Source organism: Brevundimonas vitisensis, assembly GCF_016656965.1.
GTDB classification, from domain to species: domain Bacteria; phylum Pseudomonadota; class Alphaproteobacteria; order Caulobacterales; family Caulobacteraceae; genus Brevundimonas; species Brevundimonas vitisensis.
The window spans coordinates 1,908,261-1,924,846 of the sequence record NZ_CP067977.1; the positions used below are offsets into that span (position 1 = coordinate 1,908,261).

Consider the following 16,586-nt stretch of genomic DNA (forward strand, 5'->3'; position numbering starts at 1 on the left):
GGGTGGGCGCGTTCGCCCCGCCATGACCCAGACCCTCGATGAGACCGGGGCGGCCGAGGCTGCGCTCCTGGCAGTGACCGAAGACGCGGAACGGCCGACCCTGACGCCGCATGTGGCGCTCAAGCGGATTATCATGCTGGTCAATCCGTTGTCCGGGAGCGTCGGCCCCCGAGCGGCTGGAGAGGCCGAGGCCATCCTGGCGGACTATGACGTTGACGCCAGCGTCGTCGCTCTGGAAGGCGGTCAGTTCGACACCCAGATCCAGGACGCTCTTTCAGCGCGTCCCGATGCGCTGCTGATCCTGGCCGGGGACGGCACAGCCGGGACGATTGCCTCGCGGGCCGGACCGGACGGGCCGCTGATCGCGCCCTTGCCGGGCGGCACGATGAATATGCTGCCCAAGGCCCTGTACGGCACAGCCGACTGGAAGGCTGCGCTGCGTCGCGCGCTTGAAGAAGGTGCGCCGCAAGCGGTTTCGGGCGGAAAGGTCGATGACCAGGAGTTCTATTGCGCGGCCATTCTGGGGGCACCGGCCCTGTGGGCACCCGCGCGCGAGGCCGTTCGCACCGGCAAGCTGAAGAAGGCCTGGAACCACGCCCGCGTGGCCATGCGTCGCGCCTTTTCCGGACGTATCCGGTACACGCTGGACGGCTCTGCCGTGCGCCGGGCCGAGGCCATGGTCTTCATCAGCCCGATGATCTCGCGGGCCGTGGACGATGACGCGGGGCTGGAAGCGGCGGCCATGAATACGGCAGGAGCGACCGAGGCCTTTCGCCTGGCGGCCCATGCCCTCTTCAACGACTGGCGCCATGATCCGGCCGTCACGACGAAGGCGACGCGCCGGGCCATGGTCCGGGCGCGATCGCGCATTCCGGTGGTGATCGACGGCGAGCCGAGCCTTCTGGGTCATGAGGCCCGGATCACCTTCGTGCCCGAGGCTTTCCGAGCCCTGGCCCCCCTGCCGCCTGCGGCCGGAGACAGCGTCTAGTGGGTCTGGTTCTTCAGTTTTCGGACATTCATTTCGGGGCCGAGAATGCCAAGGCGTGTTTTGCCGCCCTGGACTATGCCTTCGCGGCCGGTGCCGATCTCAATCTGGTCACGGGCGACATCACCCAGCACGGGTTGAAGCCGGAGTTCGAGGCGGCCGCAAACTGGCTGCGGCGCCTGCCCGATCCGGTCTTCGTCAGCGTGGGCAACCACGACGTTCCCTATGGCGATCTGATCGCCCGTGTCCTGTGGCCCTGGCGAGCCTTTGAGAAGGCCACAGGCCATCCGGCGCACGACCACCAGTTCGTCAGCGACAAATTGATGGTGCGGGGCGTGACCACGGCGCGCGGCTGGCAGGCGCGAGCCAACTGGTCCAAGGGCGTGATCGATCTGGATCAGACCCGGCGGGCGGCGGACGCCCTGCGCAACGCTCCGACGGGGGCTTTGCGGATTCTGGCCTGTCATCATCCGCTGATCGAAATGATCGGCACGCCCATGACCGGAGACGTCAAGCGCGGCGATGCGGCCGCGTTGATCTTTGCCGAAGCCGGGGTCGATCTGATCACCACCGGCCACGTCCATGTGCCCTTTGCCCTGCCGATCCAGCTGAGCGACCACTGTTCCTATGCGGTCGGATGCGGGACCCTGTCGCGACGCGAGCGGGGGGCGGCACCCAGCTTCAACCGCATCGAGTGGGATGCGCGCGAGATCACGGTGACGGTAATGGCCTGGCGCGGTACGCAGTTCGAACCGGACCAGGTCTGGCGCCTGCCGCGCCGTCAGGACACGCGCAAGGCCGAAACCGCCCCCGAGCGGACCGTCGCCTAGACCCGCTCCAGCCGGGCGGCGAAAAATCCGTCCACGCCGCCCCGGTCTGCCCACATCGAAGGCAGGATGCGAAGCCAGCCCTCGGGTGTCAGGGCCTCGGCGGGGGCTCCGACCCTTGATGGATCGGCGGGCACGGTGCGGAAGGCCGGATTGCGACGCAGAAAGGCGATGATCTGGGTCTCGCCCTCTTCGCGCTCCAGCGAACAGACGCAATAGACGAGACGGCCGCCGGGTTTGACCCGTTCGGCGGCGACATCCAGCAGCCGGTGCTGAACATCCGCAAGCTTGGCCACCTCGGACGGCTTGGTGGCCCGCAGGACCTCGGGGTTCCGGCGATAGGTCCCGGTGGCGGTGCAGGGCGCATCCAGCAGCACGGCATCGAAGGTGCGGGGATCGTCCCAGTCCTCAGCCGGGATGGCCACGACCTCGGCGTCCAGACCGATGCGCTCGAAGTTCTGGCGCAGGCGACGCAGGCGCACCTCTGACCGGTCCAGGGCCACGACCGAAGCCCCGGCAGCGGCCAGTTGCAGGGTCTTGCCGCCGGGCGCGGCACACATGTCCAGGACGGTCTGGCCGGCCGAAACCTCCAGCAGTCTGGCCGGTACGGCAGCGGCGGCATCCTGAACCCACCAGGTCCCGGCCTGATAGTCCGGCCAACCGGCCAGCTCGCCCCGGCGCGCGGTGCGCACGGTGCCGCCCGGCAGGACGGAGCCTTCCACGCCCTCAGCCAGGGTTGCGGGTTCCGTCCCGGGCTTCAGCGACAGATCGGTCGGGGGCTCGTCCCGCCCGGCCAGAGCCAGGCCAAGCAGCGCGGCCTCGCCATAGGTGGCTCGCCAGCGGGCCGCGATCCAGTCCGGCAGATTGCCGGTCGGGGAAGTCATGCCGGGGCCGTCGCGGTCGATCCCGCGAAGAACCGCATTGACCAGATTCTTGTAGGGGCGGGTCTTGGGGTCGCGTTCGGCCAGTTTCACCGCTGTCGAGACAGCCGCAAAGGCCGGGGTTTCCAGCACCAGGGTCTGGGCCAGGGCGATCCGCAGAAGGGTGCGCACCGGGGCCGGCGGCGCTTTCTGCAGCCGGCGATCCAGGATCTGGTCAATCTCGCCCAGCCGCCGCAGGGCCGCCATGGCCACAGCGCGGGCAAAGGCCCGATCCGGTCCCGGCAGGGCCGCCACGACCGGACTGGACAGGGCTTCATCCAGGCCGCCGCGCTTTTCCAGGGCGCCATTCAGCAACAGGCCGGCCGCGATCCGCGCCTCGACCCCGATATCGGCGGCCTCGTCGGACTGGGCCGAGGCCTCGACCGGGCGTGCGGGCCGGTTTCCACGAGCCTTGTGCGCCATGCGGCGACCGCGCGCGCCCGAGTTGCCGCCCGCGTTGCTGCCGGACGTCATACGCTGACCTGCGTGCCCAGTTCTACGACCCGCCCGGGCGGGATGTGGTAGAAGTCGGTGGGGTTGGCGGCGTTGCGCGTCAGGAAGATGAACAGCTTGTCCTGCCACAGGGGCATGCCCTGGCTGGCGGCCGCCACCACCGACCGCCGACCCAGGAAGAAGCTGGTCGACATGATGTCGAACTTCAGCCCCTGCTTGCGGCAGACCCCCAGGGCCTTGGGCACATTGGGCGTTTCCATGAAGCCATAGGAGATGGTCAGCCGCTTGAAGTCGTCATTGATCGGCTCGATGGCGATGCGTTCGGTCTCGGCGATGCGGGGCCGGTCGGTGGTTCGCACCGTCAGGATGACGTTCTTCTCGTGCAGCACCTTGTTGTGCTTCAGGTTGTGCATCAGGGCGACCGGCGCGATGTCGGGCGCCGATGTCAGGAAGATCGCCGTGCCGGGGGCCCTGTGCGGCGGGCGGGCCCGCAGCATCTCGATCAGGTCGGCCAGCGGCAGGCTGTCCTTGCGGGTCTTCTCCGTCAGGATCTGCGTGCCGCGCACCCAGGTCCACATGATCAGCACCAGACCCGCGCCCAACACCAGCGGCATCCAGGCCCCGTCCGGGATCTTCAGCAGGTTCGAGGTCAGGAAGACGGTGTCGATGAAGGCGAACGGGATCAGGGTCCCGGCCACGGCCCACAGCGGCCATTTCCACTTCTGGGTGATGACCGAATAGCTCATCAGGGTGTTGACCAGCATGGTCCCGGTCACCGCCACGCCATAGGCGGCCGTCAGGTTATGCGAACTCTGGAAGGTGAACAGCAGAACCAGGACCCCGATCAGCAGCAGGGAATTGACCGCCGGAACGAAGATCTGGCCGGCCTGGGTCTCTGAGGTGTTGCGGATGTCGATGCGGGGCAGAAGGCCCAGCTGCACCGCCTGCTGGGTGACCGAGAAGGCCCCGGTGATCACCGCCTGGCTGGCGATGACCGTCGCGGCCGTGGCCAAGGCCAGCATCGGCCAGTAGGCGACGGTTGGCACCATGCTCCAGAACGGATTCTCGGCAGCCGTCGGATAGGCCAGGATCAGGGCGCCCTGGCCCAGATAGTTCAGCGTCAGACACGGCAGGACGAAATAGAGCCAGCCGATCCGGATGGGCGATTTTCCGAAATGGCCCATGTCGGCATACAGGGCCTCGGCCCCCGTCACCGCCAGGAAGACGCTGCCCAGGATGATGAAGCCCAGGAACCAGTCGTCGGCAAACAGCATGATGCCGTAATGCGGCGACAGGGCCCGCAGCACGCTGATGTCGTCGAAGATGTGATAGAGGCCCAGACCCCCCAGGGCCAGGAACCACAGGCCGGTGATGGGGCCGAAGAACCGCGCCAGCTTGGCCGTTCCGCGCGACTGCACCAGGAACAGGCCGATCAGGATGCCGGCCGCGATCGGAACGATGAAGGGGTCCAGGGCCCCGCCGATGCCGGGCGCGTCCTTGACACCCTCGACCGCCGACAGGACCGAGATGGCGGGGGTGATGATGCCGTCGCCGTAGAACAGTGCCGCCCCACAGACGCCCAGGATGAAGATCCAGGCGCTGCGCCGTCCGACGGCGTGCTGGGCCAGGGCCATCAGGGCCAGGGTCCCGCCCTCGCCCTTGTTGTCGGCGCGCATCAGGAAGAAGACGTATTTGAACGTCACCACGATCATCAGGGCCCAGAAGGCCAGGGAGACCACGCCGAGAATGGCCAGTTCGGACCCTACGCCGACGCCTTCCTGGGCATGGGCAATGGCTTCGCGCAGGGCATAGAGGGGGCTGGTCCCGATGTCGCCGAAGACGACACCGATGGCCCCGACGACCAAGCCCAGCTTGCCGGCCTTGACGTGACCGCCCTCGCCGGCGGCCGCAGGATGCGGGTGAGCCGGTGCGATGGGTGCAGAAGGATTGCGTGCGGCGTCGGACGGAGTGTCATCGCCGCGGGGATTGGCCCCGACCATTCGGTTTCTCCGGGCTCCGCGGGGAGGCGGTCCCTATCCAGAGCGGCGGGCCTTTAGACCCTTTCATCGAGGGGTTCAATCGCGGGGCAACAGGACCGTTCCTTCCTCGCCTTTAGGCCTGGTATTTGTGAAACACAAACCGAAGGCCTACCTTGAGGGATCAAGGATCAGTCATGTCAGACAGTCAACGCTTTCCCGTCGCCGCCCAAGCCCTGGCCTATCTGGCGCATAAAGGTGCCTATGGCCCAGGCCAGGCCGTGCCCAGCGCAGTGCTGGCAGCCTCCGTCCCGACCAATCCGGTCGTCGTGCGCCGGGTGACGGCCATGCTGGCCCGCAGCGGCCTAATCGCGACCCGTCCGGGGGCCAGCGGCGGGGCCTGGCTGCTGCAACAGCCGCAAGACATCCGGCTGGACAAGGTGTTGCGAGCGGTCAATGGCTGCGCCCACCTGGGTTCCCCGCCGGCCGGGGCCAAGGGGTGTCCGGTCAGCGAACACATTCCGCGCCAGGTGGCCAAGGCCCTGAGCGCCGCCGACAGCGCGGCCGCCGAGGCCCTGTCGCGCATCACCATCGCCGATCTTCTGGCGGACGATCCGGTCTCGCTGGCCGGGATCGTCGTCGTTCCCGCCCAGGCGGCGGCCAAGCCCGCCCGGCCCCCGGCCCGGACCACAGTGCCCGCATGAACCGTCGCCGGGTCCTGGTCACCGGGGCCTCGGCCGGCATCGGAGCGGCCCTGGCGCGCGTCTATGCCCAGCGAGGCTGGGACCTTATCCTGACCGCGCGCCGCACGCCGGCGCTGGTGGCTCTGGCCGATGAACTGATGGCGACGCACGGCATCGAGGCTGTCGTCATCCCCGCCGATCTGGCGGACCCGCAGGCTCCCGCTGCCCTGACGGCCGAGATTTCACGGCGCGGACTCAGCGTCGATGGCCTGGTCAATAATGCCGGCTTCAGCCGGACAGAGGGCTTTCTGAAGGCTGACCCGGCCGACCATGCTGCCATGATTGCGGTGATGCTGTCGGCCCCGGTGGCACTCAGCCGGATGCTGGCCCCGGCCATGGTCGAGCGCGGCTATGGCCGCATCCTGAATGTCGCCTCCCTGGCCGGGCAGATGCCCGCGACCGGGGGCGATACCCTGTATGGACCGATCAAGAGCTTTCTGATCAAGGCATCGCAGGGCCTGCACCTGGAGCTGGCCGGAACGGGCGTGCACGTCACCGCCCTGTGTCCCGGATACACCCTGACCGAGTTCCACGACGCCAACGGCACGCGCCAGGAGGTTTCGGCCGCCTATCCCGCCTGGATGTGGCAGACGGCGGACCATGTGGCCCGGGTCGGCTGCGATGCGGTCGAGGCGAACCGGCCCCGGGTCACGCCGGGCGTGATGAACAACGTCCTGGCCGGCCTGGCCAAACACCTGCCCGACGCGGTCGCCCTGCGCATGGTCGGCGGCCATGCGAGGCGGCTGAAGCGGATCTAGTGGCCGCTGTCCGGATAGGGGGCCGTCACCGCGCCGGAGAACATGCCGGGGATGGCCTCGCCCAGGCCGGCCAGGATGAACTGTATGGCCAGGGCGCACAGGATCAGCCCCAGGACGCGCACGACGATGGCCATGCCCACATCGCCCAGAACCCGGCTGATCGGGCCGGTCATCCAGAAACAGGCCAGGGTGGCCAGGCCAGCGGCGAAGATGGCGATCACGCCGCCCACCGTGGCTTCCGTCCCCACCGCCTGGGCCTCGCCCGCCGAGATGATGACCGCCGATATGGCTCCGGGACCAATCATCAGCGGAATGGCGAAGGGCACGACCAGCCGCTGGAACCGGCGCTTGGCATAGCCGCGCACATCGCCCGCATCGTGGGTGGGATCGATGTCGGCGAACATCTTCAGGAAGTCTTCGCGGGCCATCTCCAGCCCCAGCAGCAACAGAAGAATCCCGCCCGCGATGCGGAAGGCCGCCAGCGAAATGCCGAAAAACTCCAGCACCGCCAGGCCGGTGAAATAGAAGAACAGCAGAAAGACCACGACCAGAGCCACCAGATAGGTGGACACCAGCCGGCGCTGCATGGCGGTGGCGCCCACGGTGGCGGCGGCAAAGATCGGGATGTTGCCGATGGGATCGATCAGGGCGAACAGGGTCACGAACAGATTGACCCCCAGGTCGAGCGCGTTCATTGCCTGATCCTTAAGCCTGTATGCCCCCGCCGGCCGGGGCCGACGCATCCATCGTCGGCTCATCTGATAGCCGCTTGACCGGAGCCCGTCGATGACCTCTCGCCTTCTCAGCGACGACCGACTGATCGTCGGGCTGGATCTGCCCTCTGTGGAGGCGGCCCAGAGCCTGGTGGACCGGATCGCCGACGGGGTGACCTTCTACAAGGTCGGCCTGACCCTGCTGGCCCAGCCGGGCGGCGTCGCCTTTGCCCACGCCCTGCGCGAACGCGGCAAGCGGGTGTTTCAGGACTGGAAACTGCACGACATCGGGGCCCAGGTCGAAGGGGCGGCGCGATCGGTGGCCGAGGGCGGCTGCGATTTCCTGACCGTCCATGCCGAACCTCAGGTGATGGAGGCGGCCGTGCGCGGTCGCGGCGCATCGGACACGAAAATTCTTGCCGTGACCGTGATGACCAGCCTTTCGGACGCGGACCTGATCGAGATCGGCTATGGCATGACCGCCTCGGCCCTGGTCGAGCGGCGTGTGGGCCAGGCTCTGGCCTGCGGCGTCGATGGGGTGGTGGCCAGTCCGCTGGAAGCGGCCATGGTTCGACGCCTAGCGACCGAAGCGGGACGCCCCGACTTTCTGATCGTGACCCCTGGCGTGCGACCGGCCGGGGCCGACAAGGGCGATCAGCAGCGCGTGGCGACCCCGGTCGAGGCCCTGCAGGCCGGAGCGACCCATCTGGTCGTGGCTCGCCCGATCATTGCAGACGACAGTCCCATCATGGCCGCCGCTCGTATCGCCGCCGATATGCTGACGGTCGAGACGCCTTAGCGGTCGTACAGATAGACGTCGCCGCAACCGCAGTTCGCATCGTGACGGTGCGGGCGGCGCGGCGGATCATAGTTGCGGTATCCGCGCGCCGAGGGCGGACGGTCGTCGTCATAGCCCCAAGCGTCGTGATCGCCCTCATAGCGCACCTCGCGCCGATACTCGCGGTGCTCATAGCGCTGTTCGCCGTAGTAGTAGCGCCGGCTGTCGCTGTAGCCATAGCGACCGCCCCGGTCGTAGCGGCCCTGATACGCATAATCGTCCTGGCGCGCGCCACCGTAGCAGCAGACGGGCCGAGGCTCGTAGCGAGGGGGCTGATAGCCGCCGGGCTGGCAGCAGGGGCCGCCTGGGTGGCCGCCATACTGATAGGGCTGGCCCCAGCTGCCCACGCCATAGGCCGAAGCCGGCGGCGGCGGCGCATAGTAGGACTGGGCCGCAGCCGCGCCCGCACCGAACATCATGACCACAGCCGCAGACGCAGCCGACAGACAAATCAGGCGCATGGCCCCTTCTCCCTCATCCCAGAGCAAGAAGGTTAACGCCAAATCCGTCCGATCGTTCGCAATTCGCCTGAACCGGGACTTTTGGTCCTGCAGGGATCAGAAATCGACCGCCAGACCCTTCTTCTCCCAGTCGCCATAACGGGTCGGCTCGGGCCCTGCGGGCCCGCCGTGTTCGACGGCAGCCTCGGCCTCCATCCGAGCCGCGCGGCGGGCCTCCGCCTCGGCCAGAGCGCGGCGGGCGGCGTCGCTCAAGGGACGCGGGGCCTCGGCTTCCGGCGGCAGAGTGTCATCGGGGGTGGGCGCTTCGGTCACAGGGTTGTCCTCTTGAGGCAAAGAAGCCTGATCCGCACATAGGCGTTGATGGCTCTGGGGCCAGTCAGACGGCAAGTTTTCGACCGATGAACCACGTGAAGACCTTCATACTGCTGGCGGCGCTGACGGCCCTGTTCATGGGCGTCGGCTATCTGATCGGCGGAGCCACCGGCCTGGTGATCGCCCTTGTCGTCGCGGGCGGGATGAACCTGTTCAGCTATTGGAACGCCGACAAGATCGTCATGAAGATGTACCGGGCCCAGCCGGTGGACGAGACCCATCCCAACGGCGTGGTGCGGACCTATGTCGCCGATGTGGTGCGGATGGCGCAGGACGCGGGCCTGCCCCGGCCGGTTATCGCCATCATTCCGTCGGACCAGCCCAATGCCTTTGCCACGGGCCGCGATCCGGCCCATGCCGCCGTCTGTGCCACGACGGGCCTGCTGGACATGCTGACCCGCGACGAGATTCGCGGCGTGATGGCGCACGAACTGGCCCATGTGAAGAACCGCGACACCCTGACCATGACGGTCACGGCGACGGTGGCGGGGGCCATTTCGGCCCTGGCCAATTTCGCCCTGTTCTTCGGCGGCGACCGGGATCGGCCCGGCGGCATTCTGGGGACCCTGGCCCTGATGATCCTGGCCCCGATGGCCGCCGCCCTGGTGCAGATGGCGATCAGCCGGTCGCGGGAATATGAGGCCGACCGCGTGGGGGCCGAGATCGCTGGCGATCCGAACGCCCTGGCGTCTGCTCTGCAGAAGATCGACGCCCATGCCCGGCGCATCCACAATCCGGTCGCCGAGCGCAATCCGGCGTCAGGCCAGCTGTTCATCATCAACCCTCTGGCAGGCAAGGGGGCGGACAGCCTGTTCTCGACCCACCCGGCCACCGCCAATCGCGTCAAGGCGCTGATGGCCCTGGGCGTCAGCCTGGGCCGGGCTCAGCGGCCCGCAAAGGCCGTTTTTACCGCAGGAACGACAAGCGTGCCGACGACCGCGGCGCTGCCCAAGGGGCCGTGGGGCTGACGCTTGCCCGGCGTCTTGTCCCGACCTAGTCTCGATCCATGGTCGATGTGCCCGAGACAGCGGAAGACGCGACCGCCGGAATTCTGAATGGCGTGATGATTCTCACCATCGGGATGGCGTTTCCCGTGCTCGCGGTCTGGCAGGTCATTGCCCAGTGGGGCGTCTGGACGTTCGAGCGGGGCAGCGACATGGTCGCGGATACGGCACAGGTCGCCGGACTGTCGTATATCAGCTTCCTTCTCGTGCGTACGGGTGTCCGACTGATCCGCAAGTCTGTGACCTGGTTTCGCTTGCGTCGTCCGTCGTCCGGCTGATCGCCGCAATCGCGCCCTTGCATCGCGGGCCGTCAGGACGTTTAAGCGCGGCGCACAAGCCTCCCCGCGTGTTCCCGCCCGCGCTTTCCAAGACAGGATGCCGCCATGTCCCGCCCCGCCGACAAGCCCGTGAAGAAGGTCGTCCTCGCCTATTCCGGCGGGCTGGATACCTCCATCATCCTGAAATGGCTGCAGACCGAATATCAGGCTGAGGTGGTGACCTTCACCGCCGACCTGGGTCAGGGCGAGGAACTGGGTCCGGCGCGGGAAAAGGCGCTGAAGCTGGGCATCAAGCCGGAAAACATCTTTATCGACGACCTGCGCGAGGAGTTCGTGCGCGACTTCGTCTTCCCGATGTTCCGCGCCAATGCCCTGTATGAAGGCCAGTATCTGCTGGGCACCTCCATCGCCCGGCCGCTGATCGCCAAGCGCCAGATCGAGATCGCCCGCATGGTCGGGGCCGACGCCGTCTGTCACGGCGCGACCGGCAAGGGCAATGACCAGGTGCGGTTCGAGCTGGGCTATTACGCCCTGAACCCCGACATCCACGTCATCGCCCCCTGGCGTGAATGGGAATACCGCAGCCGCGAGGCCCTGCTGGAATTCGCCGAGAAGAACCAGATTCCGATCGCCAAGGACAAGCGCGGCGAGGCCCCGTTCAGCGTCGACGCCAACCTGTTGCACTCCTCCAGCGAGGGCAAGGTTCTGGAGGATCCGGCGGTCGAGGCCCCCGAATTCGTGCACCAGCGCACCATCAGCCCCGAGGCTGCGCCGGACCGGCCGCATATCTTCACCCTGTCGTTCGAACAGGGCGATGCCGTCGCCATCGATGGTGTGGCGATGAGCCCGGCCACGATCCTGACCAAGCTGAACGAACTGGGTCACGACAACGGCGTCGGTCGTCTGGACCTGGTCGAGAACCGCTATGTCGGGATGAAGTCGCGGGGGGTCTATGAGACGCCGGGCGGCACCATCCTGCTGGCGGCGCACCGGGGCATCGAGTCCATCACCCTGGATCGCGGTGCCATGCACCTGAAGGACGAGCTGGCGGTCAAATACGCCCAGATGATCTACAACGGCTTCTGGTTCGCACCCGAGCGCGAGATGCTGCAGGCGGCCATCGATCACAGCCAGCGCAAGGTGTCGGGTACCGTCCGGGTCAAGCTCTACAAGGGCAATGTCACCATCATCGGCCGCGAGAGCCCCAACAGCCTGTACGACCAGGACCTGGTGACCTTTGAAGAAGGCGTTCAGGCCTATGACCACAACGATGCGGCGGGCTTCATCAAGCTGAATGCCCTGCGCCTGCGGGTGCTGGCGCGGCGGGACGCGCGGACCGGCGAATGAGGTCCTGAGGACGGCGGGCTTTTTCCGGCCTCAAAGGCGAAGGAAACTGCCCGTCCAACCCTCCCGGAGTTCTATAGATGCGTATCCTCGCCCCCCTCGCCCTGGCCGCCGCCTTCGTGGCCGCTCCGGCGCTCGCCCAGACCCCGCCGCCGTCTCCTGTCCAGGCCGCGCCTGCCCCCCAGTCGCCTGAAGAGGCCGCGATCGAGGCCGAGGCCGAGGCGTTCCAGGCCCGGATGGAGACCATGCAGGCCGAGCTGGTCGCCGCCGTCGAGGCCGCCAATGGCGACCAGGCCAAGGCGACCGCCGACGTGGATGCGATTCTGGTCCGCTATCAGCCCGAGTTCGACGCCTTCGCCGCCAAGCTGGAAGCGTTCGTCCAGGGCGAGGCCGACAAGGAAACCGATCCGGCCCGCAAGGCGGAAATGCTGGCCGCCCTGCCCGAGCTGGGCAATGCGATCCGCACCATCCCGGCCCAGATCCGCGCCGGCTTCCTCAGCGAACAGCCCGCCGCGCAATAAGACGACCCGGTAAGGCGGGGACCTGCGGCTCCCCGCCTTACCGCGATTTCACTTGAGATCGGACGGCGTTCGACGGACCTTCAAGGCGACCTTGAAGGACCCCTCGCCATGATCCGCGCCCTCTCCCTTGCCGCCGCCCTCGCCCTTCTGCCGCTGTCTGCGGCCCTGGCCCAGACGCCTGCGTCGTCGGTGCCTGCCCCTGCTGATCCCGCCTCGGCCGAGGCGGCGCTGGAGGCGGCCGGGGCTGCGTTTGAAGCGCGGATGGAGGAGTTCGGCGCCCGCGCTGAAGCCATTGCCGAAGATGAGAGCCTGAGCGAAGACCAGCGCGAGGCCGCCATCATGGCGCTGTGGGCCGAATATGAGCCCGACGTACTGGCCTTCACCTCCGCCGCCAGCGCCCTGAGCCCCCAGATCGCCTCTGAAGCCCTGGCCGAGATCAACGTCGACGCCCTGGTGGCCGAGGCCCTGGCCGACCCTTCCGTCGGGGCCGCCATGGGGATGGCCCAGAACGGCGCCTGGGCGTCGCAGGACCCCGAGCACATGGCCACCTATGGGCTGATGGCCGACTATGCTCTGGGCCAGGCCTCCGATGCCATGGATGAAGCCGCCGCCGAGGCCGCTGCGGCAGAAGCCGTCGCGGCTGTCGAGGCCGCCGCCCGGGACGACTGATCGCCGGGCCTGGCGGTTGACGCGGGCCTGCGCCTGTCCGATGGGCGGGCATGGACTGGCCCGTCGACCCGCATCGCTATCTCGCCTTTCTGGGCGTCATGATCGTCATGGCCCTGACGCCGGGGCCAGCCAATCTGTTCGCCGTGGCCACCGGCCTGTCGCGAGGGCGCAGGGCTGCCCTGGCGGGGGTGGTGGGCATGAATGCCGCCACCCTGGTCTGGTTCGGCGCGGCGGCCCTGGGTCTGGGGGCGCTGGTCCTGGCCTTTCCAGAGGCGTTTCGCGTCATCGCCATCGGCGGGGCCCTCTATGTCGCCTGGCTGGGCATCAAGGCGTTCCGAGGGGCCTTTGCCACCGCGGCCGATCCCGATCCGGCGGTGCCGGCACCGCCGCCGGCCCAGCGGTCGGCCCTGGTCGATGGTTTCATGGTGCAGATCGCCAATCCCAAGGCGGTGCTGTTCTTCACCGCCGTCCTGCCGCCCTTCATCGATGTCAGCCGGCCCGTCGCCCCGCAGCTGGCCCTGTTTGCCCTGGCGACCATCGGCATGGATGTTCTGTCGATGAGCGGATACGGTCTGGGCGGTGCCGCCTTGGCCAGGCGTATGACGAGGCCTGAATTCAAACGCGGATTCGGGATCGTGGTCGGTTCGATGCTGCTGCTGGCCTCGGTTCTGATTGTCACACGATTGTAAGGGCTTATCTCGGAATGGAACTGCGCCATTCATGTCCCGTTCACCCGACGAAGCGCTTCATCAAGCTTTGGAGATTTCTCACATGACGACCGTCTTCACGAAATCCGCAATCGTTGCAGCGGCGGCGCTGACCCTTGCGGCCTGTGCGACCGCCACGCCCTATCAGCCCGCCGGGGTGAACGGACAGCGCGGCGGCTATGCCGAACAGCGCGTCGACGCCGACCGGTTCCGCGTAAGCTTCGCGGGCAATTCCGTCACTTCGCGCGAGCAGGTCGAGATGGGCCTGCTGCTGCGGGCCGCCGAACTGACCGTCGAGAACGGTTATGACTGGTTCGCCACCGTCGACCGGGCGACCGACCGGGACGTGCGCTACTCGGTGTCGCCCGATCCCTTCTACTACGACCGGTACCGCCCCTATTGGAGCCCCTACTGGAGCTTCTATCGCCGCGGAGCCTGGTCCAGCCGCAACGCCTTCTGGGGTCCGGACGTGGATGTCCGCGAGATCGACCGGTTCGAGGCCTCGTCGGAAATCCTGATGGGTCGCGGACCCAAGCCGGCGGGCGATCCCAACGCCTTCGATGCCCGCGAAGTGATCCAGAACCTGGGTCCGCGCGTGACGCGGGCGGCTTACTAAGGGCGCTACCGGCCTTCGGCCTACTTGGGCGCGAGAGCGTTGTTCGGCTTCAAGGAGCGCGACGCGCGGTAGGCCCAGACTCTGCGTCAGCCGATCCGGATGTTCTTCATCCGGCGTCGGTTGGCGTGGGTTGCGGGGGCCGTGCCCATGTCTTCGGGCAGTTCGCCCTTGAAGTAGAAGCGCTGCCACGCCTCCTTGGCCGCCTCGGGATCGCCGGAGGCAAGCCGGTTGTTGAAATCGGTCCGCTGACGGTTCCAGGCCTCGAACTGACCCTTCATGCCGGGGTTGGACTCCAGCGAACGGACCACGGGCTGGAAGGCCTCCATCTTCTTGGCCTCGACCAGGGTGATGAAGCAGAACGGCTCGCCCCGTTCAAAGGTGATGCGGCCGGGCCGGGTGAAGATCCAGTTCATGGTGAACGGGAAGGGCAGCCAGTCGGTCTCGATCAGCCCGACCAGAGGCTGAATTCCATCCTTCACATGATTGGGCGACCCCGAACACATCATCGACCAGCCCGGCGGTGTGCGGAACAGATACTGCGGATGCATGGTCAGAACGCCGCGTGAGAAATGCGACGTCACCAGATGGTGCAGGTCCGGCGTCGGACGGTCGGCCTTGATGACGATGTCTTCCTGGCGCGGGCCGCCGTTCCATTCGGCCGAAAAACCGACCGGGCACAGGATCTCCCAGCCGGTGGTGTTGGCCATGCTGAGCGGCAGGCAGCGATAGGGATGCCGGCTGGCGAAGGCGTCCATCCAGTTTCGCGACTGGCGGCCCGGCACCATGTCCGGTGGCGTCGCCGTCATAGGATAGCATTCCAGTTCCAACGCCCTGCTCCTATCGTCTATCGACAGGTCCTACCCCTAGCCCGGTCGCCCATGTCCGCTCAAGCCGCCCCTTCCCCGACGACGCCGTCCCTGACGCCTCCGTCACACGACCGCGACAGCCTGCTGGCCTGGATGGCCGAGCACGGCATCGCGCACACGACCCACGACCACCCGGCGGTATTCCGGGTCGAGGAAGGGCTGGAGCTGAAGGCGGCCCTGCCCGGCCTGCACACCAAGAACCTGTTTTTGAAGGACAAGAAGGCTCAGCTTTGGCTGATCTCGGCGGCCCAGGACACGGTGATCGATCTGAAGCGGGCCCCCGCCCTGATGGGTTCGGACCGGCTGTCGTTCGGCAATGAGGGCCTGATGCTCGAGACCCTGGGGGTGCGGCCGGGCTCTGTCACAGCACTGGGACTGATCAATGATACGGAGCGCCGGGTCCGGTTCGTACTGGATGCCCGGCTATGGGCGGCGGACATCGTCAACTTCCATCCCCTGACCAATACCGCCACCACGGCCCTGGCCCAGGCCGATTTCCGCCGGTTCCTTGGCCTGATCGACCGCGAACCGCAGGTGGTCGACTTCATGGGCGCTTGAGTCTTCGGCCTGGCGCGACCATCTGACGACTGTCGCGTTTCCTGCCCTTCCTGTCTTGATGGACCGCCCATGACCTTTGCCGATCCCAACCTTGCCCCGCCCGCCGACCTGATCAAGGACGGGTCCGACGCCGGATTCATGGCCGATGTGGTCGAGGCCTCCAAGACCCAGCCGGTCATCGTCGATTTCTGGGCCACCTGGTGCGGCCCCTGTCGTCAGCTGACCCCGGCGCTGGAGAAGGCGGTGCGGGCTGCGGGCGGCGCGGTCAAACTGGTCAAGATCGATGTCGACAAGAACCCGGCCTATGCGGGCCAGTTGCGGGTGCAGTCCATCCCCACCGTCTATGCCTTCGTCGACGGCCAGCCGGTCGACGGGTTCCAGGGCGCAGTGCCCGAAAGCCAGATCAAGGCCTTCATCGAAAAGCTGACTGGCGGCGCGGGCGTCAATTCCGACGTCGAACAACTGCTGCAACTGGGTGAGGAATCGCTGGGACTGAGCGACTTCGGCGGTGCCGCCCAAGCCTTTGCCCATATCCTGTCGATCGAACCCGACAACCAGAAGGCCATCGCCGGCATGGCGCGGGTCTATCTGGCGGGCGGCGATGCCGATCAGGCGCGCCAGACCATCGCCATGGCCCCGCCCGGCTCGACCGAGCCTTCGGTGGTCAGCGTGCGGGCCCAGCTGGCCCTGTCGGCGACGGCACCGGCCGGTCCGACGGACGAGCTGTCCGCCCGCGTCGCGGCCGACCCGTCGGACCATCAGGCCCGCTACGACCTGTCCCTGGCCCAGGCCGCCTCGGGCGATCTGAAGGGGGCTGTCGACAGCCTGCTGAAGATCGTGGCGGCAGACCGGGAGTGGAACGATCAGGCCGCGCGCAAACAGTTGCTGACCGTTTTCGAGGCGGCCGGCGGCACATCGGAAATTGCCCGTGACGGGCGCCGCCGCCTGTCCTCCATCCTGTTCGCCTGAGGATCACG

The 16,586-nt window shown here is 67.4% G+C and carries 20 protein-coding genes; 14 read left to right on the forward strand and 6 right to left on the reverse strand.

Annotated elements, in window-relative coordinates:
- The first annotated feature begins 22 nt into the window (after window positions 1–22).
- Together JIP62_RS09620 and JIP62_RS09625 are read left to right on the forward strand one after the other, a co-directional pair.
- Window positions 23–988, forward strand: coding sequence for a diacylglycerol/lipid kinase family protein (locus JIP62_RS09620; protein WP_201101973.1), 966 nt, complete (start codon window positions 23–25; stop codon window positions 986–988).
- Entirely contained in the window at window positions 988–1,815 is an 828-nt protein-coding gene (locus JIP62_RS09625; RefSeq protein WP_201101974.1) for a metallophosphoesterase family protein, read from the forward strand. Before JIP62_RS09620 ends, JIP62_RS09625 begins: the two co-directional genes overlap by 1 nt.
- On the opposite strand, the gene JIP62_RS09630 is transcribed toward JIP62_RS09625, so the two are convergent.
- Window positions 1,812–3,206 (reverse strand): RsmB/NOP family class I SAM-dependent RNA methyltransferase, encoded by a 1,395-nt coding sequence (locus JIP62_RS09630; RefSeq protein WP_201101975.1) that lies wholly within the window; start codon window positions 3,204–3,206, stop codon window positions 1,812–1,814. The two genes, JIP62_RS09625 and JIP62_RS09630, sit on opposite strands and share 4 nt — an antisense overlap.
- On the reverse strand, window positions 3,203–5,185 hold the full coding sequence (locus JIP62_RS09635) for a potassium transporter Kup (RefSeq protein WP_201101976.1): 1,983 nt from the start codon (window positions 5,183–5,185) through the stop codon (window positions 3,203–3,205). Before JIP62_RS09635 ends, JIP62_RS09630 begins: the two co-directional genes overlap by 4 nt.
- Before the next feature lie 173 nt (window positions 5,186–5,358).
- Here JIP62_RS09635 and JIP62_RS09640 point away from each other — a divergent pair, with 173 nt between their 5' ends.
- Window positions 5,359–5,865 (forward strand): Rrf2 family transcriptional regulator, encoded by a 507-nt coding sequence (locus JIP62_RS09640; RefSeq protein ID WP_201101977.1) that lies wholly within the window; start codon window positions 5,359–5,361, stop codon window positions 5,863–5,865.
- Window positions 5,862–6,662, forward strand: coding sequence for an SDR family NAD(P)-dependent oxidoreductase (locus tag JIP62_RS09645; protein WP_201101978.1), 801 nt, complete (start codon window positions 5,862–5,864; stop codon window positions 6,660–6,662). Before JIP62_RS09640 ends, JIP62_RS09645 begins: the two co-directional genes overlap by 4 nt.
- On the opposite strand, the gene JIP62_RS09650 is transcribed toward JIP62_RS09645, so the two are convergent.
- Window positions 6,659–7,357 carry a MarC family protein gene (locus JIP62_RS09650; protein WP_201101979.1) on the reverse strand — a complete coding sequence of 233 codons (699 nt, stop codon included), beginning with the start codon at window positions 7,355–7,357 and terminating at the stop codon, window positions 6,659–6,661. The genes JIP62_RS09645 and JIP62_RS09650 overlap by 4 nt on opposite strands.
- A gap of 91 nt (window positions 7,358–7,448) precedes the next feature.
- On the opposite strand from JIP62_RS09650, the gene pyrF reads away from it, so the two are divergent.
- On the forward strand, window positions 7,449–8,174 hold the full coding sequence (gene pyrF / locus JIP62_RS09655) for an orotidine-5'-phosphate decarboxylase (protein ID WP_201101980.1): 726 nt from the start codon (window positions 7,449–7,451) through the stop codon (window positions 8,172–8,174).
- Here pyrF and JIP62_RS09660 read toward each other — a convergent pair.
- A complete protein-coding gene (locus JIP62_RS09660) occupies window positions 8,171–8,674 on the reverse strand; it encodes a hypothetical protein (RefSeq protein WP_201101981.1) in 504 nt (167 codons plus the stop codon). The genes pyrF and JIP62_RS09660 overlap by 4 nt on opposite strands.
- 96 nt (window positions 8,675–8,770) lie before the next feature.
- A complete protein-coding gene (locus JIP62_RS09665) occupies window positions 8,771–8,986 on the reverse strand; it encodes a DUF1674 domain-containing protein (protein WP_201101982.1) in 216 nt (71 codons plus the stop codon).
- Between the two features lie 86 nt (window positions 8,987–9,072).
- Between JIP62_RS09665 and htpX the strand changes: the two genes are divergently transcribed.
- From htpX to JIP62_RS09700, 7 genes are all read left to right on the forward strand, one after another.
- The gene (gene htpX, locus JIP62_RS09670) at window positions 9,073–10,014 is read left to right on the forward strand and encodes a zinc metalloprotease HtpX (RefSeq protein ID WP_201101983.1); all 942 of its coding nucleotides are present in this window, start codon (window positions 9,073–9,075) and stop codon (window positions 10,012–10,014) included.
- 38 nt (window positions 10,015–10,052) lie between these two features.
- Window positions 10,053–10,328 carry a hypothetical protein gene (locus JIP62_RS09675; RefSeq protein ID WP_201101984.1) on the forward strand — a complete coding sequence of 92 codons (276 nt, stop codon included), beginning with the start codon at window positions 10,053–10,055 and terminating at the stop codon, window positions 10,326–10,328.
- Window positions 10,329–10,433: 105 nt separating this feature from the next.
- Window positions 10,434–11,675: an argininosuccinate synthase gene (locus JIP62_RS09680; RefSeq protein ID WP_201101985.1), complete on the forward strand. Its 1,242-nt coding sequence runs from the start codon at window positions 10,434–10,436 to the stop codon at window positions 11,673–11,675.
- A 77-nt stretch (window positions 11,676–11,752) separates the two neighbouring features.
- Window positions 11,753–12,193: a translation initiation factor IF-2 gene (locus JIP62_RS09685; protein ID WP_201101986.1), complete on the forward strand. Its 441-nt coding sequence runs from the start codon at window positions 11,753–11,755 to the stop codon at window positions 12,191–12,193.
- 108 nt (window positions 12,194–12,301) lie between these two features.
- A complete protein-coding gene (locus JIP62_RS09690) occupies window positions 12,302–12,862 on the forward strand; it encodes a hypothetical protein (protein WP_201101987.1) in 561 nt (186 codons plus the stop codon).
- 50 nt (window positions 12,863–12,912) lie between these two features.
- On the forward strand, window positions 12,913–13,551 hold the full coding sequence (locus tag JIP62_RS09695) for a LysE family translocator (protein WP_201101988.1): 639 nt from the start codon (window positions 12,913–12,915) through the stop codon (window positions 13,549–13,551).
- 82 nt (window positions 13,552–13,633) lie between these two features.
- On the forward strand, window positions 13,634–14,185 hold the full coding sequence (locus JIP62_RS09700) for a CC0125/CC1285 family lipoprotein (protein WP_201101989.1): 552 nt from the start codon (window positions 13,634–13,636) through the stop codon (window positions 14,183–14,185).
- Window positions 14,186–14,271: 86 nt separating this feature from the next.
- Here JIP62_RS09700 and JIP62_RS09705 read toward each other — a convergent pair whose 3' ends face one another.
- Window positions 14,272–15,012 (reverse strand): DUF6065 family protein, encoded by a 741-nt coding sequence (locus tag JIP62_RS09705; protein WP_201101990.1) that lies wholly within the window; start codon window positions 15,010–15,012, stop codon window positions 14,272–14,274.
- Window positions 15,013–15,063: 51 nt separating this feature from the next.
- Here JIP62_RS09705 and JIP62_RS09710 point away from each other — a divergent pair, with 51 nt between their 5' ends.
- Window positions 15,064–15,609 carry a prolyl-tRNA synthetase associated domain-containing protein gene (locus JIP62_RS09710; protein ID WP_201101991.1) on the forward strand — a complete coding sequence of 182 codons (546 nt, stop codon included), beginning with the start codon at window positions 15,064–15,066 and terminating at the stop codon, window positions 15,607–15,609.
- Window positions 15,610–15,678: 69 nt separating this feature from the next.
- Window positions 15,679–16,578, forward strand: coding sequence for a thioredoxin (gene trxA, locus JIP62_RS09715; RefSeq protein WP_201101992.1), 900 nt, complete (start codon window positions 15,679–15,681; stop codon window positions 16,576–16,578).
- The last annotated feature ends 8 nt before the right edge of the window (window positions 16,579–16,586 follow it).

Coding starts and splice junctions, on each gene's coding strand:
- JIP62_RS09690 (WP_201101987.1), top strand. CDS start 12,302: ATGATCCGCGCCCTCTCCCTTGCCGCCGCCCTCGCCCTTCTGCCGCTG.
- JIP62_RS09695 (WP_201101988.1), top strand. CDS start 12,913: ATGGACTGGCCCGTCGACCCGCATCGCTATCTCGCCTTTCTGGGCGTC.
- JIP62_RS09645 (WP_201101978.1), top strand. CDS start 5,862: ATGAACCGTCGCCGGGTCCTGGTCACCGGGGCCTCGGCCGGCATCGGA.
- JIP62_RS09635 (WP_201101976.1), bottom strand. CDS start 5,185: ATGGTCGGGGCCAATCCCCGCGGCGATGACACTCCGTCCGACGCCGCA.
- htpX (WP_201101983.1), top strand. CDS start 9,073: ATGAACCACGTGAAGACCTTCATACTGCTGGCGGCGCTGACGGCCCTG.
- trxA (WP_201101992.1), top strand. CDS start 15,679: ATGACCTTTGCCGATCCCAACCTTGCCCCGCCCGCCGACCTGATCAAG.
- JIP62_RS09675 (WP_201101984.1), top strand. CDS start 10,053: ATGGTCGATGTGCCCGAGACAGCGGAAGACGCGACCGCCGGAATTCTG.
- JIP62_RS09685 (WP_201101986.1), top strand. CDS start 11,753: ATGCGTATCCTCGCCCCCCTCGCCCTGGCCGCCGCCTTCGTGGCCGCT.
- JIP62_RS09680 (WP_201101985.1), top strand. CDS start 10,434: ATGTCCCGCCCCGCCGACAAGCCCGTGAAGAAGGTCGTCCTCGCCTAT.
- JIP62_RS09700 (WP_201101989.1), top strand. CDS start 13,634: ATGACGACCGTCTTCACGAAATCCGCAATCGTTGCAGCGGCGGCGCTG.
- JIP62_RS09630 (WP_201101975.1), bottom strand. CDS start 3,206: ATGACGTCCGGCAGCAACGCGGGCGGCAACTCGGGCGCGCGCGGTCGC.
- JIP62_RS09660 (WP_201101981.1), bottom strand. CDS start 8,674: ATGCGCCTGATTTGTCTGTCGGCTGCGTCTGCGGCTGTGGTCATGATG.
- pyrF (WP_201101980.1), top strand. CDS start 7,449: ATGACCTCTCGCCTTCTCAGCGACGACCGACTGATCGTCGGGCTGGAT.
- JIP62_RS09650 (WP_201101979.1), bottom strand. CDS start 7,357: ATGAACGCGCTCGACCTGGGGGTCAATCTGTTCGTGACCCTGTTCGCC.
- JIP62_RS09620 (WP_201101973.1), top strand. CDS start 23: ATGACCCAGACCCTCGATGAGACCGGGGCGGCCGAGGCTGCGCTCCTG.
- JIP62_RS09710 (WP_201101991.1), top strand. CDS start 15,064: ATGTCCGCTCAAGCCGCCCCTTCCCCGACGACGCCGTCCCTGACGCCT.
- JIP62_RS09640 (WP_201101977.1), top strand. CDS start 5,359: ATGTCAGACAGTCAACGCTTTCCCGTCGCCGCCCAAGCCCTGGCCTAT.